The organism is Cellvibrio sp. ATLC23, from assembly GCF_057196725.1.
The window spans coordinates 225,715-250,533 of the sequence record NZ_JBXUOS010000002.1 but is presented as its reverse complement, the minus strand read 5'-3'; the positions used below and the strand labels follow the sequence as shown (position 1 = coordinate 250,533).

The 24,819-nt window shown below is 48.0% G+C and carries 21 protein-coding genes; 20 read left to right on the top strand and 1 reads right to left on the bottom strand.

The window, feature by feature from the left end:
* Nucleotides 1–122 precede the first annotated feature (122 nt).
* Nucleotides 123–608, bottom strand: a complete 486-nt coding sequence (locus tag AC2CG4_RS04115) for a hemerythrin domain-containing protein (protein WP_484485064.1) — start codon at nucleotides 606–608, stop codon at nucleotides 123–125.
* A 608-nt stretch (nucleotides 609–1,216) separates the two neighbouring features.
* Here AC2CG4_RS04115 and ppc point away from each other — a divergent pair.
* The 20 genes from ppc (at nucleotide 1,217) to AC2CG4_RS04015 (ending at nucleotide 24,669) form a co-directional block, all read left to right on the top strand.
* Nucleotides 1,217–3,835 carry a phosphoenolpyruvate carboxylase gene (ppc, locus tag AC2CG4_RS04110; RefSeq protein ID WP_484485063.1) on the top strand — a complete coding sequence of 873 codons (2,619 nt, stop codon included), beginning with the start codon at nucleotides 1,217–1,219 and terminating at the stop codon, nucleotides 3,833–3,835.
* 434 nt (nucleotides 3,836–4,269) lie between these two features.
* A complete protein-coding gene (locus tag AC2CG4_RS04105; RefSeq protein WP_484485062.1) occupies nucleotides 4,270–4,716 on the top strand; it encodes a type IV pilin protein in 447 nt (148 codons plus the stop codon).
* Nucleotides 4,713–5,204: a prepilin-type N-terminal cleavage/methylation domain-containing protein gene (locus AC2CG4_RS04100; RefSeq protein ID WP_484485061.1), complete on the top strand. Its 492-nt coding sequence runs from the start codon at nucleotides 4,713–4,715 to the stop codon at nucleotides 5,202–5,204. The genes AC2CG4_RS04105 and AC2CG4_RS04100 overlap by 4 nt, the downstream gene beginning before the upstream one ends.
* Nucleotides 5,182–5,640: a hypothetical protein gene (locus tag AC2CG4_RS04095; RefSeq protein ID WP_484485060.1), complete on the top strand. Its 459-nt coding sequence runs from the start codon at nucleotides 5,182–5,184 to the stop codon at nucleotides 5,638–5,640. The genes AC2CG4_RS04100 and AC2CG4_RS04095 overlap by 23 nt, the downstream gene beginning before the upstream one ends.
* Nucleotides 5,630–6,301 (top strand): PilW family protein, encoded by a 672-nt coding sequence (locus AC2CG4_RS04090; RefSeq protein WP_484485059.1) that lies wholly within the window; start codon nucleotides 5,630–5,632, stop codon nucleotides 6,299–6,301. The genes AC2CG4_RS04095 and AC2CG4_RS04090 overlap by 11 nt, the downstream gene beginning before the upstream one ends.
* Nucleotides 6,302–6,349: 48 nt before the next feature.
* Entirely contained in the window at nucleotides 6,350–8,434 is a 2,085-nt protein-coding gene (locus tag AC2CG4_RS04085; RefSeq protein ID WP_484485058.1) for a hypothetical protein, read from the top strand.
* Nucleotides 8,435–8,690: 256 nt separating this feature from the next.
* The gene (locus AC2CG4_RS04080; protein WP_484485057.1) at nucleotides 8,691–9,950 is read left to right on the top strand and encodes a methyl-accepting chemotaxis protein; all 1,260 of its coding nucleotides are present in this window, start codon (nucleotides 8,691–8,693) and stop codon (nucleotides 9,948–9,950) included.
* 9 nt (nucleotides 9,951–9,959) lie between these two features.
* Nucleotides 9,960–10,322 (top strand): response regulator, encoded by a 363-nt coding sequence (locus tag AC2CG4_RS04075; RefSeq protein WP_484485056.1) that lies wholly within the window; start codon nucleotides 9,960–9,962, stop codon nucleotides 10,320–10,322.
* A gap of 28 nt (nucleotides 10,323–10,350) precedes the next feature.
* Nucleotides 10,351–10,656: an STAS domain-containing protein gene (locus AC2CG4_RS04070; protein ID WP_484485055.1), complete on the top strand. Its 306-nt coding sequence runs from the start codon at nucleotides 10,351–10,353 to the stop codon at nucleotides 10,654–10,656.
* 11 nt (nucleotides 10,657–10,667) lie between these two features.
* The gene (locus AC2CG4_RS04065) at nucleotides 10,668–12,872 is read left to right on the top strand and encodes a chemotaxis protein CheA (protein ID WP_484485054.1); all 2,205 of its coding nucleotides are present in this window, start codon (nucleotides 10,668–10,670) and stop codon (nucleotides 12,870–12,872) included.
* Nucleotides 12,869–13,378, top strand: coding sequence for a chemotaxis protein CheW (locus AC2CG4_RS04060; RefSeq protein WP_484485053.1), 510 nt, complete (start codon nucleotides 12,869–12,871; stop codon nucleotides 13,376–13,378). Before AC2CG4_RS04065 ends, AC2CG4_RS04060 begins: the two co-directional genes overlap by 4 nt.
* Before the next feature lie 39 nt (nucleotides 13,379–13,417).
* Nucleotides 13,418–15,085 carry a methyl-accepting chemotaxis protein gene (locus tag AC2CG4_RS04055; protein WP_484485052.1) on the top strand — a complete coding sequence of 556 codons (1,668 nt, stop codon included), beginning with the start codon at nucleotides 13,418–13,420 and terminating at the stop codon, nucleotides 15,083–15,085.
* Nucleotides 15,086–15,211: 126 nt separating this feature from the next.
* On the top strand, nucleotides 15,212–16,045 hold the full coding sequence (locus AC2CG4_RS04050; RefSeq protein ID WP_484485051.1) for a CheR family methyltransferase: 834 nt from the start codon (nucleotides 15,212–15,214) through the stop codon (nucleotides 16,043–16,045).
* A 5-nt stretch (nucleotides 16,046–16,050) separates the two neighbouring features.
* Nucleotides 16,051–16,548: a chemotaxis protein CheD gene (locus AC2CG4_RS04045; RefSeq protein ID WP_484485050.1), complete on the top strand. Its 498-nt coding sequence runs from the start codon at nucleotides 16,051–16,053 to the stop codon at nucleotides 16,546–16,548.
* Nucleotides 16,549–16,676: 128 nt separating this feature from the next.
* Entirely contained in the window at nucleotides 16,677–17,723 is a 1,047-nt protein-coding gene (locus AC2CG4_RS04040; RefSeq protein ID WP_484485049.1) for a protein-glutamate methylesterase/protein-glutamine glutaminase, read from the top strand.
* Complete coding sequence (locus AC2CG4_RS04035; RefSeq protein WP_484485048.1) at nucleotides 17,720–18,943, top strand: EAL domain-containing response regulator; 1,224 nt, start codon at nucleotides 17,720–17,722, stop codon at nucleotides 18,941–18,943. The genes AC2CG4_RS04040 and AC2CG4_RS04035 overlap by 4 nt, the downstream gene beginning before the upstream one ends.
* A 254-nt stretch (nucleotides 18,944–19,197) precedes the next feature.
* On the top strand, nucleotides 19,198–19,605 hold the full coding sequence (gene gloA2, locus AC2CG4_RS04030) for an SMU1112c/YaeR family gloxylase I-like metalloprotein (protein ID WP_062062266.1): 408 nt from the start codon (nucleotides 19,198–19,200) through the stop codon (nucleotides 19,603–19,605).
* Between the two features lie 37 nt (nucleotides 19,606–19,642).
* Nucleotides 19,643–20,575: a polysaccharide deacetylase family protein gene (locus tag AC2CG4_RS04025; RefSeq protein WP_484485047.1), complete on the top strand. Its 933-nt coding sequence runs from the start codon at nucleotides 19,643–19,645 to the stop codon at nucleotides 20,573–20,575.
* Between the two features lie 72 nt (nucleotides 20,576–20,647).
* Entirely contained in the window at nucleotides 20,648–22,165 is a 1,518-nt protein-coding gene (gene bdpA, locus AC2CG4_RS04020; protein WP_484485046.1) for a BAR domain-like protein A BdpA, read from the top strand.
* A gap of 146 nt (nucleotides 22,166–22,311) precedes the next feature.
* Nucleotides 22,312–24,669, top strand: a complete 2,358-nt coding sequence (locus tag AC2CG4_RS04015) for a YfiR/HmsC family protein (protein ID WP_484485045.1) — start codon at nucleotides 22,312–22,314, stop codon at nucleotides 24,667–24,669.
* The last annotated feature ends 150 nt before the right edge of the window (nucleotides 24,670–24,819 follow it).

The window sequence follows — 24,819 nt, the reverse complement described above, 5'->3', positions numbered from 1 at the left end:
AAAATGATGTGTCGTGCTGAAATGTTGCTTGCCTAAAAGTTATATTTCCGTGTGTTACCGAACCAAAGCAAATAAAACCTCAGACAAAATCTGCGGTTAAATGTTTTTTACTAAACAAAAAATTATTTTTCTCCCATTAATTCTTCTTTTCGCTGTTGTAATTTTTCACCAAGTTCATACAAGTCCAGTTTGCTGGATTTGACCTTGGGGAAAATATCGCCCTGTTCTTCTTTAACATGATGTTTTACATATTCAGAAAGTACTTTAACTTTTGCATCATACATTTCGTCGCCTGGTTTGCCGTCTTCCAACTGTGCGATTAAATCTTTCAGGGTTGCATGCTCTACAATGGCTTCAGGAACTAATTCCTTATCATCCAAAATGGATTTAATTGCTGGATAAAAAATTTCCTCTTCGATTTGCGCATGCACGGTCAATTCCATGCAAATTTCAGCAACCAAAGATTGTTTTTTGGAGGTGGAGCGCGCTTTTTCGTATTGTTCGAATAAGTCTTCCACCGCTTTATGATCTGCTCTGAGCAATGCAGTGGCTTCTTGAGCTTTGGTATTTTTTTCGGTGCTGGCAGGTTTTTTTTGAGTAGCTGTCATATTAATCTCCTAGTGTTTTTTGAAGGCAAGGCTCATACATAAAGCCTGAGTTCTTTTATAAACAGGTTTATTAGGGCACTCCGTACTCCACCGAACATTATGCGAAGATATTTTTGTGTGGTTTCTTGTTCAATTTGTACGCTCCTGCAAGGTTCGTATGATTCATCAGGGGCTTATGAAGGCGGGAGATGTTTAGCTCGGCCCCCATAAGTGGGCATAATACTTGCAATGAAATGGGCATGACGTCCGTGAGCGTGGCGAGGAAAGGCATTCGAAAAATACAGCAAGTTTTGGGCGTGACCCGGTGAGGAGGATGTAGGTAGGATCTGGCTCGACGGCTCTTATTTTGACGGCTTCGGCGTAAAATTCCCGCATTTTATGTGGCAGAAGTGCGCGCGCTTGGGTGGTGCGCTTGCATCGCGGCCTACACCTTTGTAATCTGCGCGCCCGCCGGGAAGCCCTGAATCATTCACTTAGCGAATTTTTATCAATATTCCGGCTATTCCTATCGTCAGTATTTACCCTCCTCAGGAGGGATGGCGTAGAATGCCTGCCGTTTTGATGATTCGTTAATGCGTTTTTAATCCTCGATTTGTTGGAGAAACTCCATGTTAAAGCTACCTGAAACCCTGCGCGAAAATGTCCGCCTATTAGGTGAACTATTAGGGGAGACAATTCATGCCCATGAAGGCGTAGAACTGTTTACCAAGGTAGAGGGTATTCGCCAATTAGGGAAAGCCATCACTAAAGCTGAAAACGGTGATTCCGCGCCTTTGGTTGCTATGCTAAGCAGCTTGGATGATCAGGATATTCTGCCGATCGTGCGTGCTTTTAACCAATTCCTGAATCTGGCAAACATCGCCGATCAGGAGTATTTCTCCAGCGCAGAAGCCGAGCGCGATGACAGCCTGCAAATCATGATTCAAGAGTTTGCCGGTCTTCACGGCAAAAAAGATGCACTCGCTCAGATTATTAATAAGCTGCGTATTGAACTTGTTCTTACCGCGCACCCCACCGAAGTCACTCGCCGCACCCTGATCCGCAAGTACGATCAAATTGTTGATACCTTGGCCGATCGCCAAAATGGCAGCCTGCTGGCATTTGAGCAGGACAAATTGCGTGGTCGCCTGCACCGTTTGGTCGAAGAGATCTGGGCTACCGATGAGATTCGTACCACTCGTCCGACAGCTGTAGATGAAGCCAAATGGGGCTTTGCCGTGATCGAAAACAGCCTCTGGCAGGCGGTGCCAGATTTTATCCGCCACTTGGATCGCATGTGCACTCGCCATTTGGGCGAGTCCCTGCCGGTGGATATCCGCCCGGTTAAGTTTTATTCGTGGATGGGCGGTGACCGCGACGGCAACCCCAATGTAACCCACAAAATTACCCGCGAAGTATTGCTGTTGGGCCGCTGGATGGCAGCCGAGCTCTACTCGCGCGATGTATACAGCTTGGGTGGTGACCTGAGTATGATCGAGGCGAGCGACGAACTGCGCGCTTTGTACCCTGAGAGCACTACCCCTTATCGCGATGTGATGTTTGATTTGCGTCGCCGTATTCAATCTACCCTAGAGTGGGCAGAAGCGCGCTTGCAGGGGCGCTCGGTAGAAGTACCGGCCGACCTGATCACCAGCCGTGAAGATTTATTGTCGCCGTTGATGCTTTGCTTCCGCTCGCTGCATGAAGTGGGTCTGCCCCATATCGCCAATGGACCATTGGTCGATACGATTCGCCGCATTCACTGCTTTGGGATCAATTTGGTGCCGCTCGATATTCGTCAGGATGGCGAGCGTCATGTGCAAGCAATTGATGAGTTAGTGGAATACCTTGGCTTGGGTAAATATCGCGATTGGTCAGAAGAAGAGCGTCAGGCATTCTTGTTGGAGTCGCTGAACAGCAAGCGTCCGCTGTTGCCGATTAGCTGGCCGATGAGCGATGAAACTGCCGAAGTATTGGCGACCTGCCGTGTGGTGGCGCAAGAACCCCGTGAAATTCTCTCGCACTATGTGATCTCCATGGCACAGCAGCCATCCGATGTACTGGCTGTAGCGCTCTTGTTGAAAGAGTGTGGCATGACCTGGAACATGCCGATTGTGCCGCTGTTTGAAACGCTGGATGACCTTGATCGCGCGCCGATTGTGATGGAGCGTTTGTGGAATCTGGAGTGGTATCAGCAGTATTCCGCCAATCAACAAACCGTCATGATTGGTTATTCCGACTCGGCTAAAGACGCAGGCAAACTGGCCGCAACCTGGGCGCAATACAAGGCACAGGAAAAACTGGTGGCATTGGCCGATAAGTTCGATGTATCGCTGGTGCTGTTCCACGGCCGTGGCGGCACTGTTGGGCGCGGCGGCGGCCCGGTAGAGAAAGCCATGGCATCCCAGCCACCGGGCTCGGTGAAAGGCCGCATCCGGGTGACCGAGCAGGGCGAGATGATCCGCTACAAGTTTGGTTTGCCGCGTGTGGCGTTCAGCAGCTTGTCATCTTATGTGGTGGCGACTCTGCGTGCGACTATGGCACCTAACGCCGCACCCAAAGCGGAGTGGCGCGATTTGATCGAGCGCATGGGCAAGGCAAGCCTTGAGGCTTATCGCGCAGTGGTGCGCGGCCACAAAGACTTCGTGCCTTACTTCCGTAATCTTACTCCAGAGCAGGAATTGAGCTTGCTGGCGCTGGGCAGCCGTCCGGCCAAGCGCAAATCGACCGGTGGAGTTGAGAGCTTGCGCGCTATTCCCTGGGTGTTTGCCTGGACGCAAGTGCGCCTGAATTTGCCCGCCTGGTTGGGTACTCGCCAAGCGTTTGAATATGCATTAAAAAATGACCCTGAATTGTTGCAAGATATGGTAAGCAACTGGCCATTTTTCTCCAGTTTCCTCGATCTGTTGGAGATGGTAATCGGTAAAGCTGATGGCCCTATCTGCACCTACTACGAACAACAGTTGGTACCGGTGGAGTATCGCGGTTTGGGGCAAGAGTTGCGCGGTGATCTACAAGCACTTGAAGGCTTAATTAACCAACTGAAAAATCAGGATGTTCTACTTTCCGATGAGCCTATGCTGCGCCAGTCGCTGGAAGTGCGTAAGCCCTATGTTGACCCGCTCAACTACCTGCAGGCGGAATTGCTCAAGCGCTATCGCAGCAGTGAAACCATAAGCCCCGACCTCGAGCGCGCGCTCAAAGTGACCATGGCGGGTATTGCGGCGGGTATGCGTAATACGGGTTGATTTCCGTTGTGTCAGCCAACACCGTTTATGCGGTGTTGGCAGTGTTATTTTTACCGCAGTAGTGTTTTATTTTCCCTCTCCCCACGTCTTTTTCCTCCGTTTATATTCTTTTTGTAATCAATTCATCTAAAAAGCCAGCGGGTATATTATTTAATCTGCTTATAGCGAAAAGCCTTGGCATACCGTCTTTTTGGCGCTAAAGTTTGCATTAATGTGTGACTGACAACGTAGTCATGAGAAAAATAATAGAATTAAGGCAAAAACAATAGCTTCAAGTACGAAGCAAACCATCACCAATCAGCCGGTACTCCCGGTCATCTACGGATAGCACGTTCATAGCACCTTTGCTGAGCAGCGACGCTGTAGTCTGCCCAAATAGCTTAAGACTATTAATTTTCATTTCAAGGTCATGTAGTAGTGAGGTATTTACTCCAATGAAAGTCTCCAGTAGTAGAAATGCTATTCACTCCGCTCAGCGTGCGTTCACCCTGATAGAAATGATGATTGTGGTTGCCGTTGCCGGTATTTTGGCCGCTATTGCCCTACCTTCTTACAACAGCTACATCATTAAAAGCGAAATTCGCAGTTCTCAGGCGGATTTGCTTGCATTGAGTTTGAATTTTGAAAATCGCTATCAGCGCACCTTAGCTTATCCGGTGGTTGCGAGTGATGACAATGACACTGCCGGCTTGAAAGATCTGTTCAAGGGCTGGAGTCCCAGTGCCGACAACTTTAATTACTCCCTGTCGGTTACTGAGGCGGCGAAATATACCCTTAAAGCGACCGGTAAAAATCGTCAGAGCGGCTGCAGCATCACGCTTACCAATACCAATGTGCGCGCGAACTCCGGTTGTAAATACAGCAGCGGTAGCTGGCTATGAAGCAGATAGGTATGACCCTGATTGAAATGATGATTGTGGTTCTGCTTATCGGATTGCTTGCACTTGCTGCATCCCCCTTCAGTAGTGCCTGGGTTGATAGTGCCGATGTGAGTAAAACTGTGGCGGCGCTGGAGCAAGCAGTGGGCGGAGCCAAGGCTGCGGCGCTGCGTAATGCGACCGCGGTGCAGGGCGATGCAGCTGCCAGCGCACTCTGTTTGGCTGATAGCAAGTTACAGCTTGTGGCAGCAGTTGCTGGTAGTGCGATCGATTGCAATGCAGTGGTAGCGGATGCGGTGCTTTGGTCAACCGCAATTCCCCAGAGGGTAGATATCAAATGGGGTGAGCTCGGGATAAGCGATTGGATGTGCAGTTGCTTTACCAATAAGGGGTTGCTCAGCGCTACGGCTCCCAACTGCAATGCCTGTGCTACCAACCTGACGTTTACGGTCTCATCAGGAGCAGAAAGTGAAACGATTAACATCTATTAAGGGAGCACTAACCTTCTCGCACCATAGCTACCACCAAAAGGGTGGAATACTGATTGAGTCGCTGATTGGCATGTTGGTTTTAGCACTGATCGGCGGTGGGATTATGCATGCCACTGCGCGTATGACCAATGCGCAGCGGGAGATGGCTATCAATCATCTGGCAGTTGATCAAATGCGCACTATGTTGATGAGCCGTTCCGTGGCTGGTGCGGATTTATGCTCCGGTAACTACAGTCTTACCCTGCCGGGTCAAGCTGAGCCGCTGGCAGTGACGGTTAAGGGGTGTGCATTGGCGCCCGCAAAAATCACCGGCATCAAAATCGATGGCGCCATTATTGGTGAACAAACGATTCAGGCAATCCAGCCCTTGGTGTTGGAGGTGGGGCAGGGCGATACATTAGTCCGTGTTGGCGGGGCAGTTGGCAATGGCTTATAACCTGTCGTTTAGCCGCCTCCAGCGGGGTATGACCTTGATTAGTTTGATGGTGGGCTTATTGCTTTCGATGATCAGTATTCTGGCTGCCCTTTCTCTCTATAAAAGTCTGGTGCAGGTTTCGATCGAATCCCGTACCGATGCAGTACAGGATGGCCAGTTGGCCTCTGCCATGTTGAGCTTGCAGTTGGAGTTGCAGACGGCGGGTTATGGTATCGCCACGGGTGAGCCGGGTACGCACGTGCAATTGGTTGTTGGCCCTCCGCAGACTCTGTATTGGCGCTATAAAGACGCGGGCGCGACTTTTGTTTGTCGCGGTTTTCAAATAGAAGATGTTGAAAATAACACTCGTCGGCGCCTGCAGTTGTTGGCGCTTCCCGCCGCCAATTGCAACGCCAGCGGCGTGTTGAGCGGCTTACCCAACTGGGCGGTCAGCACTGTATTGGCAGAGTTTCGTGCGTCAGAGGCCGCCAGAGCAAATTTGCCAGCAATTGCGATAACCCTTGCCCGGCAAGAGTGTTTTCCTTATGGCATGGGTGAGGCCGCGGAACACCAGATGGTGACTGTCACTGCCGATAATGCTGCCCGTCGTGCAGCGGCGGATGAGGGTACGGCAGCGCCCAACGCGCCAGTGATACATAACTTTTGCTTATCGAATCTGTAATTCGAAGTGCGCAATGTTTTTTATCTTTATAGCTTGTGAGTGAAAACTATGACGAACTCAATCACCGGGCTTAAACGTATCGCCCTGCAACTGTCAATGGCGTCGATGCGCAGACAGCGCGGCGTGGCAACAATTTTGGTCATCCTGATGGTGGGAGTAGGATTGGTATCTGTCTCACTGGGTACCCTACACTCGGTGCGGAGTACCCAAGAGCGCCAATTGGTGGCACATGCCCAAGTCAATGCGCAAGCGGCAGTCTGGGCAACCGTAGATGTGGTGCGTCAATATCTGAAAACTCTGACGCCGCAACAATTGGCCGGTTTGACGGAAGATAGTACTTGGGCAATTGCGGGCAATGATGCCTTGGTGCAATCGGTGAAAATTGTCGATGTGGCTGTGCCAATTGCCCCTCAAATCGCCTACCGAATCACCACCCATGTCACAGCGACGGCGACTGCAGCGCAGTCCTCTTCCGTGCTCGAGGTGGTTTATGAGGTGACACCGGCTAAGGGTGGCGGCAATGTGGTTCTCAGCGGGGTGCTCGACTTTTATAACGATTTGACCTTGAGCGGCGGCATTGTCATGAAGGTGCCCGGCGGCGCTAATATCAATGTCGATGGCGACTTTAACGCGAAAGGTAGTGTGGTTGGCATGGATGGTTTTGGGTTGGGAACCGTTGCGGTTACCGGCAGTGTGACCGTTGGCTCCGATATAGCCGCGCAGGTGTTAAAGGGCAAAAATATCACCATTACTGGTGGCTCAACCGCGAAACGTATCTATGCGTTTGGTGATCCCGATGCGACTGGCACTGGTTGCTGCGGTAATGTGGATATGACCGGCGGTACCGGAGCAGAGATTATCCAGGCTAATGGCAGCGTGAAGTTAGCTGGTGGGGGGGTGTCGCAAACTGTAGATGCCTTGCGTGATATCACGGTTGATCGTGGCGGCTCGGTGCATGGTGTGCTTACTGCCGGGCGCGATATTTTTGCTAAACAGGCAAATAGCATCGCGACTACCCGCTCCATCCGCAATACCAGTATCACGGGCAATATTGATATTCCGGTGATTGAAGCGCACGGTAATGTCAGCTGTTCGGCTAGCTTGAGCTGGAAAAGGTTTCCCAGTATTACTGCAGGTGGCTCCATCACTAGCTGTACGCCGGGGGCGGTCTTTAGGGTGAACACCTTGCCAAGCCCGGCTATCACCACCATAGCTAAGGTTTCCCCGGTGGTGATGAGTCAACCAGTTGTAGACGCTTGGGCGGTGCAGGCGACGGCCAATTACATCTTTGAATACAAAAACGGCGCGATGATGGTGGCTGTGCGCAACATTAATGGCATCCCCAGTGGTGACTATTATTTGGGAACCTACAGTAATACCTCAAATCGACAATATCTATGTACGGCTGTTGATCCCTCCAGCAAGCGTTGTACGAGTCCCGCGACCTCGGCTGAAGCCAAAACGATTTGCAATGGATTTTCTGTGCAGAATGCTTGTTTTGCTTACGATCAAGGCAAGAGCCAGTGGGAGATCAGGGGGAGAAATATGGCTCCAGGTGTAGTTTGGTTTAAAGGTAATCTCGACATAGGTACTGGCGATTATTACAACACTTTTGTTGCCTCTGGCAATATCACTTCTAGTGGGAGCCTTAATGCTTATGCGCTAAATCAGGCTGGTTATGGCACGGTTTGCAATAACGAGTTTCCGATCAATAAAACAGCAGATTTCTCTGGCCTTTATCCCTCCAACTTTTGTGATATAGCCAATAAAAAGCTGATTCCCAACTCCCTTGGTAATATTGCGTTACTAGCCGGCGGATACAACCCCGCGGACAATACTGGTTCCGCCAAAACAGTTTACAGTGGTGGTTACGTCACCTTGAAAGCAGGTAACCATATTTACGGTACTGTTCTCGCTGGCAATCTGCTTGGCACCAGTGGTTCCACCTACATTTATGGTTATGTGTCAGCAGCAGGGTTAAAAAATCTTGATACTGAAGAGAACACTATGGGGGGCAGTACCACTATCGACTTAACCGGCATACCCACAGGAGCGGACCCAGGAGAAGTGCCGGATATGAGCGGCGTCACAGCAGAGCCATCCAGTGTAGTGCTCTGGTCGCGTTATTTATAAAATCGTTTGTTTTTTAGCAATTGTTCAAATCGGCGCGCCGGATAATTCTCCCGTGCGCCATTTTTTTATGGCGTCTCTTTTCCGCTGCGGTTACCGCCTTTGACGTGCATCTTCTGAGTAGATTCACTCAGAAGCATTGCTTTGACACCTATATAAACCCCGTCTATACCTAGTTAACCTACATAGCAGCAACGTGTGCAGGAATAACAATGAACGCAAATCTGCATCTTGCTATTGAATTTGACGGGCTCAAGCAATGAATACCAGCTATCCGAACGGGAAATCTCCCACTTTAAATTCATTCTCAAACACACAGCGCGGCTCATCTCATTTATTAGTAATGGGGGCAATCGCGGTTATGGGTGTAATTGGTTTGTTGTTACTTTTTCTCGCCTCGCTTTCGATGTTTTGGAAAGCTTTGCTGCTGTTTGTTGTGCTTGCTGCCGCCGCGATGGCCGGAATGCAAGTGATGCAAGCGGCAAAACGCGAAAGTGAACTGCAGAGCTCGTTGGCTCAAGCGCAAGGCGGGCAGCAACTCGCGCAAATGTATCGGCCATTGTTGGAAAACTATCAGCATTTATTACAAGAAATTTTACCGTTATGGCAGCGCCAAACTGAATTGGCGCGACACCAGTTAGAAAACAGTATCACTGAATTAGTGGGGCGTTTTTCAGAAATTCACCAGCGCTTACAAGCTGCAGTGGCTAGTTCCTCCACCACCGCGGTCAACATGAAAGGTGATACTGGCTTGGGCGGTGTAATTCGTTTTGCTAACCAAGAATTAGGTGCAATTACGCATACGTTACGGCAAGCCATTGAACAGCGCGATGAATTGCTGTCGGAAATTTCTGGCCTCTCGAAAATTACCGTGGAATTGAGTGGCATGAGTGCGGAGGTTGCCGGTATAGCGTCGCAAACCAATTTGCTCGCACTTAATGCTGCTATTGAAGCGGCGCGGGCCGGTGAGTACGGGCGCGGATTTGCCGTGGTGGCCGATGAGGTTCGCACTCTGTCCACTCGCTCGGGTGAAACCGGTGCACGTATCGGTCGCCGTATTGAGCAAGTCAATTCTACATTGCAAACCACGCTTGATCGCACCGCCGAATATGCCGCTGAAGATAATTCGCGTCTTATCAAATCTGAATCTTCGATCGCGCAAGTGCTTGAGCAGTTCCAGCATTCCAGTGAAAGCATTTTGCAGTCGGCACAAGTGTTAGAACACGAAAGCGCAGCGGTGCAAACCAGCGTGGAAGAAGTTTTGGTGAATCTGCAATTTCAGGATCGAGTCAGTCAAATTTTAGGTCATGTAATTGGTGATATGGAGAAACTGGTGGGTGCTATTGCCGATCAGGAAGCCAACTTGCGTCATGGCAAGCCAGTGATTGCAATTGATACCAGCGAATGGTTGCGCTCGCTGCAAAAAACCTACACCACCTTAGAGCAGGTTGATGTGCATCGCGGTAGCGGCTCCGCGCAATCCAAAGGCGCAAATAATTCAGAAATCACATTTTTTTAGGAGTAATGAATGTCCAAAGTAATTCTCATAGTTGATGACTCTGCCAGCGTAAGACAGGTAGTAGGAATTGCCTTGCGCAGCGCAGGTTATACCGTTGTTGAAGCTAGTGATGGAAAAGACGCACTAACCAAGCTGGATGGACAAAAAATTAACTTAGTTATTTCCGATGTGAATATGCCCAATATGGATGGCATTGCCTTTTTGAAAGAAATGAAAACTAAAGCCAACTACAAATTTACGCCGGTGATTATGCTCACCACAGAGGGGGCGGAAGATAAAAAACGTGAAGGCCAAGCTGCAGGTGCGAAAGCCTGGATTGTAAAACCTTTCCGTCCTGAACAAATGTTGCAAGCGGTTTCTATGCTGATCTAATCGGTATTATCTCTAATAGGAATAGGCTATGAACATTTCGCGAAAAAAGAGCAAGGATACGTCGACGCTGATTTTCGACGGCGATCTCACTATCTATTACGTCGCACAAATTAAAGATGAGCTATTTGCCGATTACGAAAAGCTGGGCGATAAGGTTGCGCTTGATTTGTCCTCGATTGGTGAGATAGACACGGCTGGGGTGCAGTTGCTTTTATTTGCGAAAAAGTTCTTTTCCTCTGTGCGTAGACCGTTATTCATCAGCAAGAGTAATGAATCAGTAGATAGTGTATTAACTGCGTTGGATGTAAACACGCAATTTGCAATCGAATCATAAGGAATCACACCATGAACCTCGACGGTGCTTTGCAGACATTCTTCGCAGAGGCGGAAGATTTGCTCAATTCCATGGAGGCAGCATTGCTGCGCATGGATGAGGGCGATACAGATATGGAGACCATCAACGAAATTTTTCGTGCGGCACATACAATTAAAGGTTCTGCAGGCTTATTCGGTCTAGATGATATTGTCAGCTTTACGCATATTGTTGAAAACGTATTGGATCGTGCACGGGATGAAAAAATTGTTATCAGTAGTGATCTGTTAAGTATTTTTCTTCCTTGTCGCGATCACATTGCCGTGCTGGTAGAAAATGCGCGGCTCGGAGAAAAAAATGACGCCGCATGTCTAGCGCAAGGCAAGGTCTTACTCGATTCATTGCAGCCTTGGTTGGAACCATCACTAACACAAACAAAAGAAAATACGCCCGCCACAAACGCGGTAAATGCACATGCGGCTAGTCAGTCGGGCGCAGACACCAATCACGATGCATGGCATATCTCTGTTCGTTTTGGGCCAGATTTGCTGCGCAATGGCATGGACCCTTTGTCGATTTTACGTTTCTTACGCACAATGGGCGAGATCAGCCACATCACCACAATTACCGACCATTTGCCTGCATTCGATAACTATGACCCTGAACAATTGTATCTCGGCTTTGAGATAACCCTTATAAGTGATGCGTCGCAGCAACAAATCGAAGACGCTTTCATGTTTGTGCGCGAAGAGTCAGAGTTAAAGATTATCCCGCCGCGAAGTAATATCGAGGCCTATGTCAATTTAATTAAATCCCTGCCTGAAAACACCCAGCGATTGGGCGAGATATTGGTAAAAAGTCACGCCATTAGCTTCCAAGAGTTGGAGGCGGCATTGGCGACCCAAAAAAGTCAGGCTAAAAGCACCGGCGCAGTGGGAATGTTAGGCAATATATTAATCGAGGAGCAGGCGGTTCCGGCGGAAATTGTCAATGCTGCGCTCGATAAGCAAAAAAAAGTCAGCGAGAAAAAAACCAGCGGCGAAAATCGTTTTATCCGTGTTGATGCAGAGCGTTTGGATATTTTGATTAATTTAATTGGTGAGTTGGTTATCAATCGTCAACGGGTCGACTTGTTGTCCTCGAAAATGGGCAATCCCACACTGATTGAAGCGGTAACTTCAATGGGGAATTTCACTGAGGCAATCCGCGATGCGGCGCTCACTTTGCGCATGGTCCCAATTGGCGATACGTTTCAAAAATTCAAACGGGTAGTGCGCGATACTGCTAAATCAATCGGCAAAGAGATTGAATTGGAAATCGAAGGTGCAGAAACCGAGCTGGATCGCTCAATGGTAGAAAAATTGAATGACCCGCTGATGCATATTGTACGCAATGCTATGGATCATGGTATCGAAGCTATCTCTGTGCGTCAGGAGCGAGGCAAGTCCAGTTCCGGCACCATCAAGCTGACCGCGCGCCACGATGCGGGCAACATTGTTATAGGTATTCACGATGATGGTGGAGGTTTGGATATTGAACGTATTCGAAAAAAAGCGATTGCCAATGGCATTCTTGATGACGGCGAACACCTTTCACGTCAAGAACTATTCCAATTAATTTTTCATCCGGGTTTATCTACGGCGGAACAGGTTACTAATTTGTCCGGGCGTGGCGTGGGGATGGATGTTGTTAAACGCAATATTGAAGAACTGCAGGGTGGAATTGAAATTGAAAGTGAAGTTGGTGTCGGCACTAGCTTTAGTATTCGTTTGCCGCTGACGTTGGCGATAATTGATGGCTTTCATGTTACCGCTGGTCACATTGATTTTATTGTTCCGCAAAACACTATTCTTGAATGCGTAGACTTACATTCATTGAGCCATGTGCAAGGTCAGAACTGTGTGAATTTGCGCGGTGAACAGGTGCCCTATATTCGCTTGCGAGAAATTTTTTCTTTGGAGCCAAAAGATCACAGTCGCGAAAAAATCGTGGTGGTGCAATTTGGTGAAAAGCGCGCAGGTATAGTGGTAGATGAGCTGCACGGAGAGATTCAAACTGTAGTGAAACCCATGGGGCCTATATTTCAGGCGCTCAAAGGTATTGGTGGCTCCAGTCTGTTGGGTACAGGGGCGGTGTCGCTGATCCTCGATGTCCAGCAATTGATTGGTTTTGCTATTAATCGTGAACATTTACGTAACAACGCTTTTTCAGTGAGCGCGCAGGAGCAGGAACAATGAGTCAGCCCAGCAGACAAAAGAAGAATCAGTCAGTAGAGGTGATCAAACAATATCTGACGTTTCGAATTGGCAATGAAAATTATGGTTTGGAGTTGTCACAAACGCGTGAAATTATTGAGTACAGCGGCATTACTGAAGTGCCACTGATGCCCAGTTTTTTGCGCGGTGTTATCAACCTGCGCGGTGAAGTTGTACCGGTAATTGATTTGGCTGTTCGGCTGGGGCGTAAATCCATCGAAGTCCAAAAGCGTACCTGCATTATTGTGGTTGAGTTACAAAACAGCGAGCAAAATCATGTGCTGGGTTTGTTGGCCGATTCGGTCAGCGAAGTAATTGATATGAATGACGATAATATTGAGGATGCCCCTTCTTTTGGCGCCAATATTCGCGCTGATTTTATTCAGGGGATCGCTAAGCGCGATGATGAGTTTGTCGTGCTGTTAGACGCTAATAGTGCTCTTTCTATCCGCGAGTTGGCGCACCTGGTTGAAGCGCAGCTGCAATAATTTTCACACAAATAACTCGGTGGTTTTGAGGGAGTAGTTATGTTTAATAGCCTTACATTAAAATTTAAAATTCTTGTGCTCAGCATTTTGATTGTGTTGGGTTTGTCAACTTTGGGAATTACTGCCTATTTACAAATTAGCTCTTACAACTCGGTAGTGAGCGAGACATCAAAAAGTGTTCAGATAAGAGCCGATTTTTTGGCGGAAATTGAGCGCGCTGCAATTGGGTTTAAAACCCAGGTGCAAGAATGGAAAAATATTTTGTTGCGCGGCAATGATCCGGATATGTTCTTAAAATATACGGAAGGATTTAAAAAAGAAGAGAAGGAAGTGCAAGCTCTTCTGGCAAGTGCAATGGCACTGCAAAAGGACAATAAAGAATCGGTGGCAGCAATTGTTGCACTGCAAAAAGAGCATGCAGAGCTGGGTGGCCGCTATCGCGAAGCGCTGCAAAGTTTTGATCAGGAAAACCCAGAGACAGGCAAGTTAGTCGATCGGGCTGTTAGTGGGATGGATCGTGAAACCAGTAAGCAAATGGAAGAGTTGGCAACTAAAACACTGGCTGACTTTGATCAGTTTCTAAAAGATTCGAACGCAAAAACAGAAGAAATTTATACTGATACAGTAAGTTTATTACTTGTTATTTGTTTTGTGGCTTCGGTTATTATTATTGCAGTGATGACGTTTATTTTCCGCAATATGTTTGCCGTCTTGGGTGGTGAGCCTGCCTATACTGCCAATGTGGTCTCGCAGGTTGCAGATGGTCACCTCAATATTGATATACGACTGAAGCCGGGAGACAGCAGCTCGCTATTGGCTAGTGTGGCGAATATGAGCAAACAGCTCGCAGAAATTATTGGCGATGTGCGTAGTTCTGCCGATGCACTTTCTTCTGCCTCTGAAGAGGTAAATGCCACAGCACAATCATTGGCAAAAGGTGCGTCAGTGCAAGCTGCAAGCGTTGAAGAAACCTCCGCGTCTATGGAAGAGATGTCAGCCTCTATCTCACAAAACAGTGAGAACGCAAAAATTACCGATGGTATGGCTCAAAAAGCTGCGCGCGATGCGGCAACCGGTGGTGAAGCGGTAATGGGCACCGTTGAGGCAATGCAAAAAATTGCCGAGCGCATCAGTGTGATTGATGACATCGCCTATCAAACAAATTTGCTCGCGTTGAATGCGGCAATCGAAGCGGGGCGCGCCGGTGAGCATGGGCGTGGTTTTGCCGTAGTTGCGTCGGAAGTGCGTAAATTAGCTGAGCGCAGCCAGATTGCCGCGCAAGAAATTGGCACCCTTGCACTGGATACAGTTAAACGGGCAGAAACGGCTGGAACTATGCTCAAAGACATGGTGCCCGCTATTCGTAAAACGGCTGATTTAGTGCAGGAAATTGCCGCTGCCTCGTCTGAGCAAAATGCTGGTGTCGCACAAATTAATGGTGCGATTGGTCAGGTGAGTCAGACCATGCAACAAAACGCGGCGGCGTCAGAAGAGTTGAGCTCCACCTCGGAAGAAATGAGCGCGCAAGCGATTCGTTTACAGGAATCCATGACCTATTTCAAATTGGACGGGCTTAGTAAAACCGCCTCATTCAAAACGCCTGCTAAAAAAAATTCCCCACCAGAAAATAAGCCGAAGAATGGGGCAGCTAAAAAAGTCCATATTAGTGATGACGAGCTGGACAAAAATTTTGTGCGATTTTCGTGAGAGGGCGCTATTGCCAATCAGGATGAATGCCTTTGTTTTGCAGTAGTGAATCAGGCGCTTCACATTGGTTGGCAATAAGCGGCGCACAATAAGGTGGCTGACTGTGCGTCGATAAAAGTTAATAAGATGAGTCTCGCTATGGAAATGGACAACACTACTCCCATCCCTTCAGACAAAGAGTTCCAGCTGTTTCAGCGGCTAATTCAAGATAAGTTGGGAATTTTTTTACCCGCCCAGAAAAAAGCCCTATTGAGTAATCGTTTGTGGAAGCGTCTGCAGGCATGTCAGGTTAAAGGATTTAGTGATTATTATCGTTTGATTCAAAGTCCGCAGGGAAAAACCGAGTTGAATCTTGCGTTAGAGTTGATCACTACGAATGAAACCTATTTTTTTCGCGAACAAAAACATTTCGATTATTTGCAACAGGAAATCTTACCCGCATTGAGGCCGGGTCGTAGTTTTCGGGTGTGGAGCGCTGCATCGTCTACTGGCGAAGAACCTTATAGTATTGCCATGCTGCTGAAGGATCGCTGTCAAAGCGACTGGGAATTATTGTGTTCGGATGTCAATCGCACGGTGGTCGAACAGGCAAAAGTGGGTATTTATCCTGAAATGCGCACCAAAAATATTCCACCAGAGTATTTGCGCCGTTTTTGTCGTAAGGGGGTTGGGCCGCAGCAGGGCAATGTGCGGGTAACTGCTGAGTTGCGCGAATCGGTACATTTCTTCACGTTAAATTTGCATGAGGATTTTCCTGATATAGGAAAGTTTGATTTAGTGTTTCTACGCAATGTGCTGATTTATTTTGAAAACGAAAACAAAACAAAAATTTTGGAAAGAATTGCGGAAAAATTAAACCCTGGCGGAATTTTGTATGTTGGGCATTCGGAGAGTTTACATGGCATCAGCGCGCGATTTGCGCCGGTTAAGCCCGCTATTTATCGTTTGGTCGGGCGGTGAACCTTATGGCCATTGCGCCACTTATCAAGCCATTACACAGCATCCATCCTGGTGAGTGGTATTTCGGCGGTGAATATGAGCGGTTACATACAGTGTTGGGTTCATGCGTCGCCTTGACCGCATGGCATCCTAAATTGAAAATTGGTGGCTTGTGTCACTATTTACTTGCGGTTGAACCAAAGAAAAAAAATGTTCGCGCCCAAGCTGCTGTTGGTGACTGTCGCTATGCTGTTCATGCTTTGGCGCAGATGAAAAAGTCAATGTTGGCACATGCCAATATTGCTGAGTATCAGCTCGGGCTTTTTGGCGGCGGCGATATGTTTGCCTATCGTACCTCAACCTCAATTGGGCAGGACAATATTGCCTATGCCTGCCAGTGGTTGCGGCGAGAAAAACTTCAACCTACACAAACTGATGTGGGTGGTGACATCTCCCGATCACTTATGTTGGTTATTTCTACGGGTGAAATTCAGTTAAAACATTATCAAATGAATCAGCGTTGAATCATTGAAATAACGGTGTGATCGACAATACTTGGTTAATTGCAGTCTGGCCGTCGCAAGTGCTGTGTTTAGTCTTCAATGTTCGGTGAACGGGTCGATTCATTTAACGTGCTGAAAGTAGAGAGATTATGACAATTGATGTGATGGTAGTAGATGATTCAGCCGTTGTGCGCCAAGTGCTGAGTGGTGTGCTCAATGAAGCAGCGGATATTAATGTCTATGCCACAGCCTCTGATCCTATTTTTGCCCAGCAACAAATGCAAAAAAAATGGCCCGATGTCATTTTGTTGGATATCGAAATGCCGCGCATGGATGGCTTGACCTTTCTACGTCAACTTATGCATGAGCGGCCGACACCGGTAATTATTTGTTCCTCCTTAGCGGAAAAAGGCGCTGAGCTGACCTTGCAGGCCTTGTCGGCAGGTGCGATTGATGTCATTACCAAGCCGCAACTGGGCGTTAAAGATTTTCTTTTGGAGGCAAAGCACTTACTTTGGCAAACGGTGAGAGGTGCAGCAGGCGCTCATGTCGCGCGGCGCGTGACCACCATTAGCGCCAAAAAAATAGCCCCCTTAATGCCTGCTTCGGATTTGGTCAGTGTGACCGCGACTACTGATACGATCATCGTGATTGGTACGTCAACCGGTGGCACTCAAGCACTGGAAGAAATCCTCAGTAAAATTCCTCGCACTTGTCCTGGTATCGCCGTGGTACAGCATATGCCTGAAAAATTTACCGCTGCTTTTGCCAAGCGCTTGGACGGTCTTTGTGAAGTCGATGTAAAAGAGGCGGAGACGGGGGACCGGTTGATTCCCGGACGCGTATTAATCGCGCCGGGTGGTCATCATCTTGAAGTGCAGCGCTCGGGTGCGCAGTATGTCGCAAAAGTATTTCGCGGCCCAAGCGTGAACCGGCACTGTCCTTCAGTCGATGTGTTATTTCGTTCAGCAGCTCGTGCAGCTGGGCGCAACGCGATGGGTATTATCATGACCGGAATGGGTGATGATGGCGCAAGAGGTTTATTGGAAATGCGGCAGGTTGGCTGTAGAACTATCGCGCAAGATGAACAGTCCTGTGTTGTGTTTGGTATGCCTAAAGAGGCAATTAACCTCGGGGCGGCAAAGGAGGTTATGCCCTTATCGCAAATACCTGCAGTTCTGGGGGGCAAGGCATGAAATCTGCGATTTCCGAGTTGAGTGTATTAGTTACTGACGACAGCCTGACCCAGCGTCAGTACGCAAAAGAGCTTTGTCAGGATTTGGGCGTGAATGATCTTCACGATGCGGCCAATGGTGTAGATGCGCTGCAGGTACTTGCTGTGCGCAGTGTGGATGTAGTGCTGATTGATCTTGAAATGCCGATTATGGACGGTGTTGAACTGATTCGTTCGATGGCACAGAACAAGTGTGCCAGCAGTGTGATTATACTCAGTGCTAAAGACCCTATTTTAATCGCCAGTGTTGGCACTATGGCCGAAGCCGATGGTTTGCATGTGCTCGGTACCTTCCAAAAACCGCTGCTACCCGATGCACTAGAGTGCAGTCTGTTGCGCTTTATTCAGGATGCAAAAAGCAAAGCATCCGAGCCCAACGTGGTGCCGGAAAATGATGTCACTGCGGTTGAGTTGGGGCAGGCACTTGCCAATGGTGAGTTGACCTTGGCGTTTCAACCCAAGCTCACAGTGCAGGGGTTGATGTTGAAAGGAGTTGAAGCCTTGGCGCGTTGGCGTCATCCACAAAAGGGAACCATCTCACCCGGTGTATTTATCCCACTGGCTGAACGCCACGGTATGATCGATATGCTCACCCGGCATCTATTGCAAGTTGCCTTTCAGCATAAACAGACTTGGCAAAAATATGGTTTGCGTTTCAATCTTGCGTTTAATTTATCACCGCTGTCATTAGCGGATTCCGATATGGTTGATTGGTTATGCAAGCTTGCCGAAGACTATGGTATAGCCCCTGCGGATGTAACATTTGAAATCACCGAAAACGCGTTGTTGGGCGAATTGGCCAGTGCCATTCGCACTTTGGCACGCTTGCGTTTGAAAGGTTTTCATATTGCAATTGATGATTACGGCACTGGTTTTGCGAATGCGCAGCAATTATCCCGTGTGCCTGCGACCGAATTAAAAATCGATCGCTCACTGGTGCATCGTTCTGCCGCTCGCCCACAACAGTTAACGATTTTGGCTAGCACGGTTGATCTGGCTAAAAATTTAAATCTGACAACGGTTGCGGAAGGAGTCGAGACGGAAGAGGATTTTCACATTATCCATTCGTTGGGGGTCGATTTGGTACAGGGGTATTATTTTTCCAAACCCTTATTTCCCGATGACTTATTGGCCTTTATTAAAACCGGCTTAAGCCAATTGCGACGGCAACAGCGTAAATAGATGTCTTTGAATCCCGGCTAGCCCGGGATTTTTTATGGCCGCAATCTGCGCCACTATGCCGGCATGGGCGAGAGGTGCGGTGGCTGTTCAGACAGGATACAGCTAGAGCGGGTCAGCATAAGCACGGGCCATCTGGCTTGGGTAAAAACCATCGTTTTTACAAGGGGGAAGGTTATACTAAAACCCTATTGCCCTTGCCCGCCCGGCGGATAGCCCAGTTGAGTGGTGTGGCGTTAACGTAAAGCGAGTGATTCATGACGTCTGGCGCGCCGGTTTTACAAGCAGTTCACCATGTTGCACTGATCTGTGTGGATTATGAAAAATCCAAGCACTTTTACGTCGATGTTTTAGGGTTGCAGATTATTGCGGAGCATTATCGCGCGGCGCGCGCCTCGTGGAAGTTGGATTTGGCTTTGCCAGATGGCACACAGCTGGAATTGTTTTCCTTCCCCAATCCGCCGGCTCGCCCATCGCAACCTGAGGCCTGTGGTTTGCGCCATCTGGCATTTGTGGTGCGCGACCTGGATCAATATATCGCCTGGTTAGCGTCTCACCAGATTAATGTGGAGCCGGTGCGTATTGACGAGTACACCTTAAAGCGGTTTACATTTTTTCAGGATCCGGACGGTTTACCGCTGGAGCTGTATGAGTTACCCGAGTAAGGTTTTACCCAATAACTTTTTTACATGAGATAAGCCTGTGTTGAAAAATTGGTTGCTCGGCAGTTTGTGTTTGATTGGTCTCATGATGACTTCCGGGGCGGTTAACGCGCGCGAAGTAGTTATTGCATTTGATCATGCATTGCAAGCGTCCACCTCGCTGGATGCTATGGCGCGTTCACAAATGCTGGTGCGCAATTTGGCAACAGCAGGGGTTCCGCAAGCGATGTTTTTAATTAAAACCAAAGGTGTTGATCAAAAAGACAAAGCGCGTTTGGCACTTTACAGCGATAAGGGCCACTTATTGGTAAACGCCGGGCATGGACACAGTTTGGTAACCAAAAGCGATCTCTATGCTTACGAAGTTGGCATCCTTAAAGCTAATCGGGTGCTCCAGGCTTATCGCGGTTATAAGAAACATGTTCATTTTTCTTATCTACACGAACACGGCGACGTGAATCTCCAAACTGGACTGGCGAATTTTTTGCAAGCGCGCGGTTATCGACCTGCATTTACCGGTGTAAACCCTATGCGCGGGGTAGATCAATATCTGGATCAGTTGTACCAGAAAAAAATTCGCGCTAATCGCCCAGTGAATATGGCCGCGCTGGAAGATGCCTATGTCGATTTTATTGCACAGTCACTTGCGCAGCAGGATGCCAAAGCGTTTAACCTGTTGGGTTATTCGCCCAGGCAAGTGCTGGTATTGCAGGAAAATGATTTGGCCGCGTATTTTATTGTTGCGCTGGTAGATCGCTTGCATGAACAAGGTTGGACAATGATCGCCGCTGAGCGCGCCATGAATGACCCCATTGCCAACCCGATTGCAGCCAACCGCTGGGGTGCGAATAACTATTTAAATTCAATTACTCGCTTGCGCGACGAGCGTGTGGCTTATGCACGCGTCTTGGGTGAGCGCAAAGCGATTGTCGATAGTTTCTTGCAGAATAGAGTGCCCGGGCTAGTTGAGTGACGCTGGAAATGCTTTGTTGAACATTATTTTTACTGTTAACCAACATTAATGATGAAGAACTACGAGACCGACATGTTAAAAAAAATCGCAAGTGTTTTGGTTGTATCCACCCTCAGTCTGACGGCCTCTTTTGCCGGCGCGCAGCAAAAATCGGTGATTTTTAAAAACGGATTTGAAAACGATGCAGAGCAAAAAAAATGGGCGCTGATGTATGGTGCAAAATTTTCTAAAGAGCAAGCGCGCACCGGTACAGGTGCATTGCAGCTTGAACAGGGTGAGGCGTCGGTGCGTTTGCGTGCTAATTTAAGCGAGCAGGGTACGCTGGAGTTTTGGATAAAAACCTCATCGCCCGCGGCGCAATATAAAATCAATGTTCTTGTCGCTAGTAACCAAAATAGCGATAGTGGTTGGGTGCGGGTGGGGCAAATACAGGGCAGTAATGATTCGGCCGAGTATCATGCCAAACGCATCTCCATTGACGACCCAGGCAAAAAATATTTGCGCCTTGATTTTGAAGTGACCAACGGTCACGCATGGTTAGATGACCTTAGCGTAGAGAAAATTTTGCTCGACACCGCGCTGCAAAAAAATCAGGAAAAAGTGATTGCTGAAGTGTTGGGTAAATTGCGCGATGACAAAAACTATCAGGTGCAAGCCGATGCATTGCGCACGCTCGGTAAAAACTATGCGGCGCAAATTGATGTGCAGCGCCAGTATTTGGAATATGCCAATGGCATTTACTCCAGCGTCACTCTGGTGTTGGCGACCTCGGAGCGCGGCAAAATGGCCAATCCACTCGGTTACCAAACGTTTAAAGGAATAGTGAATGATGTGCGCTTGGTGGCATCGCCATTGCAAAAAGCGCGTATGGATTCACTCTTGCGCCCATTGGGTGATATAGCTACCGCAACGCTCAACGTAATGACGCAAGGCGCCTATGCTGCGTTTGCCGAACCCTTTAAAACTATTGTTGCCACTGCATTTGATAAGGTCGCCTACGAAAATGCGGGTATTGACCGCAAGGCGCGTAAGTTTGCTGAGGCCAATGGCTTGAAAACCTTTACTAAAGTTGAAGGCTTTATGACGGAGGTTGAAAAAGAATTAACTACGGTGCTGGCACTAGACAAGGATCTGGTCGATATCCAGCGCGAAGTGGATAAATTTCGTAAAGACTTGGACAAACATCTGAAAGAGTCGTTAATAGCAGGAGGAATGGGGCGCGGGCAAGAGAATTATAATCGCGTGCTGAGCAAAGATGAGGCTACGCGCAGTGCTGCGCTGCAGGAGATTAACAACTACTTTTTGGTGCAGGCCGAGAGCTATCAAAATCACTCAAGCTCCAATACGGAATTTGTGCAGTTTATGATGAAAGCAACAGGCACTATGGAAGAGACGCAAGTTTTTAAAGAACGTTTTAATCAGATTGCCTCTTCGGTCATTACATTTTATGACAAATTTGATCGCTCAGTAGCCAAAGACCAGAACCCCTTTACTGATGAAAAAGATCGCGCACTATGGGAGTCCCATGCTATAAAAGTGCGCAGCTATATCAAAGAGTCCAAAGCTGCCTTTGCCAAGGCTTATATGTAGTCCAGCGGACATTTGAGTGCTGATCAGCAAAGGCTCCAGAGGGAGCCTTTTGACTTTTCGCGATGGGAGAATTTACAAGACCTATCAATAGCTGAATGAACAGGCTATGCTTCAGTGGTTAAAAATAGCGATAAGACTTACTAAAAATGTTAATAAAAACTTTCCTGTCAGTCGTCGTCTTGTGCCGCCCTTGGTTGCAACCGCTGGGCCGGGCACAGGTAGCGCCCTTTGCAATATTTTCTTCTTTTTTCATTGTTTTTCTGCTCAGCACCAATCCAGTTTGGGCGCAGGGGCTGAACAAAGAAAAAATTACCGCCTCCTATTTATACAACTTCGCTAAAAATATTGAGTGGCCAAACCAGTCATCTATGACCTCATTCGACCTCGCGGTCTATGGTGCGAGTAATCCTGCGCTAATGGCAGAACTGGCGGTGTTGCGCGATAGAATGAAATTGCGCAATTTGCCCATTCGGGTAACTCAAGTTAGTCGGGTGAGTTCGCTAGCACAATATCATATGGTCTATGTTGAAAAGGTGAACGCAAAAACCATCACGGATATTTATGATGCGCTAGAAGGCAAGCCTGTGTTGCTGGTCACTGATTCCTATAACAATAAACAATTGGTGATGATTAACCTAATCACTACCGAGAATGATCGGCTTAAATTTGAAGTTAATAAATCCAATATTATTAATCACGGTTTAACACCTTTGCCGGAATTGATTTTAAATGGCGGCACTGAAATTGATGTGGCTAAGTTGTATCGTCAAGGCCAAGCCTCCTTGATTGCGCTGCAAAAACAATTGCGCGGACGCGAACAAACGCTCAATGAATTGACCGCTGCAATTCAAACCCAACAGTCAATGAATGCCCGTTTGCAAGCGCAAATGGCGGAGTTGAATCAGGATATTCAAAAAAGCGATGCCTTGATCGCGCAACAAAAAATATTGCTGCAAGACCAACAAACCCAAATTGAAACGAGCAAGCAAGAACGTGAGAAGCTGTTGCTAGAAGTGGAGTTGCGCACCAAAGAATTGGATGAGCAGCAGGCACACTTGCGCACGATTCTGCAAGAGATTGATACACGGGAAAAACGGCTCACCTATTTAAATTCGAAAATTAAAACCCAAGAGGAAACCATCCTTAAACAAAAAAATGCGATTGTAGATTTGGATGAACTGGTCGATTCGCAAAAAGTGGCATTGCGCTATTTATGGGGCTCCGTGATTCTTGGTGCGTTATTAATTATCACCATATTGATTGCCTATACCATCAAGCGTCGCGACAACCAGCGCTTGGCTGCGCACACACAGGATCTACAAATTGCACGGGATCGGCTCGCGATTGCGAAGCGCAAAGCAGAGGATGCGAGTAAAGCCAAAAGTGAATTCCTATCCTTGATGAGTCATGAGTTGCGAACCCCCTTGCAGGCTATCATTGGTTATACCGAAGTGGTGATCGAAGAGTTAAAGCTGGCGGATGACGAGCATCATCTAAAAGATTTAAGCCGCGTTATTCTCAACAGTGAGCGTTTGCTAAAACTGATCAACAGTGTATTGGATCTGGCCAAAATTGAATCCGGGCGGATGGATCTGGATTTAACCGAAGTGAAATTGTCGAGTCTCGTGGAAGAGGCGCAAGCAACAGTGGCGTCACTCGCCGAAAAAAATACCATACAGCTGCAGGTAGATGTCGATGATGGTGATTTTTTGCCCATGGCTGATCCGGAAAAACTACTCCACATCTTGATCAACTTATTGGGTAATGCGATTAAATTTGCTCCAGGTGGCCAGGTGCTGATTAAGGCGTATCATCAACCACAACAAATTTATATCAGTGTGGCTGATACAGGTATTGGTATATCGCAGGAGCAGCAGGCCGCGATCTTTGATCCATTCAGGCAGGCCGACTCGGGCACTACACGTAAATTCCAAGGCAGTGGTCTGGGCTTGTCCATCACTCGTCAATTGTGTGAATTAATGGGCGGTAAGATTCGCGTTGAAAGCGAACTGGGTGCAGGCTCCAAGTTTATTGTGGAGTTGCCGCTGCCGATCGATCCTGCGGCAGTTCAAACCCCATCCGTTGGCGATGAAAACGCACAGGTTTTACCTGTGGCGCCGGTTGTTGCGCCAACAACTGGCGAGCAAGTGGTGATGATTGATGATGATCCCGCGTTTCTCGATATTATGGCGCGCACTATTCGCGCGGAAGGTTATCAAGTTCATACGGCCAGTGATGCTGAAAGTGGTTGGCGCTTAATTCAATCGATTAAGCCCGATGTGATTACTCTGGATCTATTTTTACCTGACCAGCACGGTTGGATATTGTTTGAGCGAATTAAGGCTGATGAGGATATACGCGACATTCCGGTCATTGTGATTTCCATGATTGAGGAGCGTAAGCGGTTTAATCGCCAACCTGCGGAAGAATATTTGACCAAACCCGTCAGGCGCGAAACGCTCAAGCTTGCGATTGAGCGTTTAGCTCCGCATAAAAATCCCTGATCTTTACGGAAACTCACATTTTCCCTCTTTGCTTTCATGCAAAGGTAAACTATCTTTAGTCCTCCTTAGTGCAAAAAGTACTTAGTTCCTCTTTTTAGATGACCAGCTTTATAGTTGCAGCGTATCTTGGTGGCGAATATAACTTGCCAG

What these genes read in the sequence shown, in the direction of transcription:
- AC2CG4_RS04115 (WP_484485064.1), bottom strand. Translation starts at nt 608, where the DNA reads ATGACAGCTACTCAAAAAAAACCTGCCAGCACCGAAAAAAATACCAAA.
- AC2CG4_RS04035 (WP_484485048.1), top strand. Translation starts at nt 17,720, where the DNA reads ATGAAATCTGCGATTTCCGAGTTGAGTGTATTAGTTACTGACGACAGC.
- AC2CG4_RS04080 (WP_484485057.1), top strand. Translation starts at nt 8,691, where the DNA reads ATGAATACCAGCTATCCGAACGGGAAATCTCCCACTTTAAATTCATTC.
- gloA2 (WP_062062266.1), top strand. Translation starts at nt 19,198, where the DNA reads ATGACGTCTGGCGCGCCGGTTTTACAAGCAGTTCACCATGTTGCACTG.
- AC2CG4_RS04065 (WP_484485054.1), top strand. Translation starts at nt 10,668, where the DNA reads ATGAACCTCGACGGTGCTTTGCAGACATTCTTCGCAGAGGCGGAAGAT.
- AC2CG4_RS04015 (WP_484485045.1), top strand. Translation starts at nt 22,312, where the DNA reads ATGTTAATAAAAACTTTCCTGTCAGTCGTCGTCTTGTGCCGCCCTTGG.
- AC2CG4_RS04070 (WP_484485055.1), top strand. Translation starts at nt 10,351, where the DNA reads ATGAACATTTCGCGAAAAAAGAGCAAGGATACGTCGACGCTGATTTTC.
- AC2CG4_RS04090 (WP_484485059.1), top strand. Translation starts at nt 5,630, where the DNA reads ATGGCTTATAACCTGTCGTTTAGCCGCCTCCAGCGGGGTATGACCTTG.
- AC2CG4_RS04060 (WP_484485053.1), top strand. Translation starts at nt 12,869, where the DNA reads ATGAGTCAGCCCAGCAGACAAAAGAAGAATCAGTCAGTAGAGGTGATC.
- AC2CG4_RS04075 (WP_484485056.1), top strand. Translation starts at nt 9,960, where the DNA reads ATGTCCAAAGTAATTCTCATAGTTGATGACTCTGCCAGCGTAAGACAG.
- AC2CG4_RS04100 (WP_484485061.1), top strand. Translation starts at nt 4,713, where the DNA reads ATGAAGCAGATAGGTATGACCCTGATTGAAATGATGATTGTGGTTCTG.
- AC2CG4_RS04050 (WP_484485051.1), top strand. Translation starts at nt 15,212, where the DNA reads ATGAGTCTCGCTATGGAAATGGACAACACTACTCCCATCCCTTCAGAC.
- ppc (WP_484485063.1), top strand. Translation starts at nt 1,217, where the DNA reads ATGTTAAAGCTACCTGAAACCCTGCGCGAAAATGTCCGCCTATTAGGT.
- bdpA (WP_484485046.1), top strand. Translation starts at nt 20,648, where the DNA reads ATGTTAAAAAAAATCGCAAGTGTTTTGGTTGTATCCACCCTCAGTCTG.
- AC2CG4_RS04040 (WP_484485049.1), top strand. Translation starts at nt 16,677, where the DNA reads ATGACAATTGATGTGATGGTAGTAGATGATTCAGCCGTTGTGCGCCAA.
- AC2CG4_RS04085 (WP_484485058.1), top strand. Translation starts at nt 6,350, where the DNA reads ATGACGAACTCAATCACCGGGCTTAAACGTATCGCCCTGCAACTGTCA.
- AC2CG4_RS04045 (WP_484485050.1), top strand. Translation starts at nt 16,051, where the DNA reads ATGGCCATTGCGCCACTTATCAAGCCATTACACAGCATCCATCCTGGT.
- AC2CG4_RS04055 (WP_484485052.1), top strand. Translation starts at nt 13,418, where the DNA reads ATGTTTAATAGCCTTACATTAAAATTTAAAATTCTTGTGCTCAGCATT.
- AC2CG4_RS04105 (WP_484485062.1), top strand. Translation starts at nt 4,270, where the DNA reads ATGAAAGTCTCCAGTAGTAGAAATGCTATTCACTCCGCTCAGCGTGCG.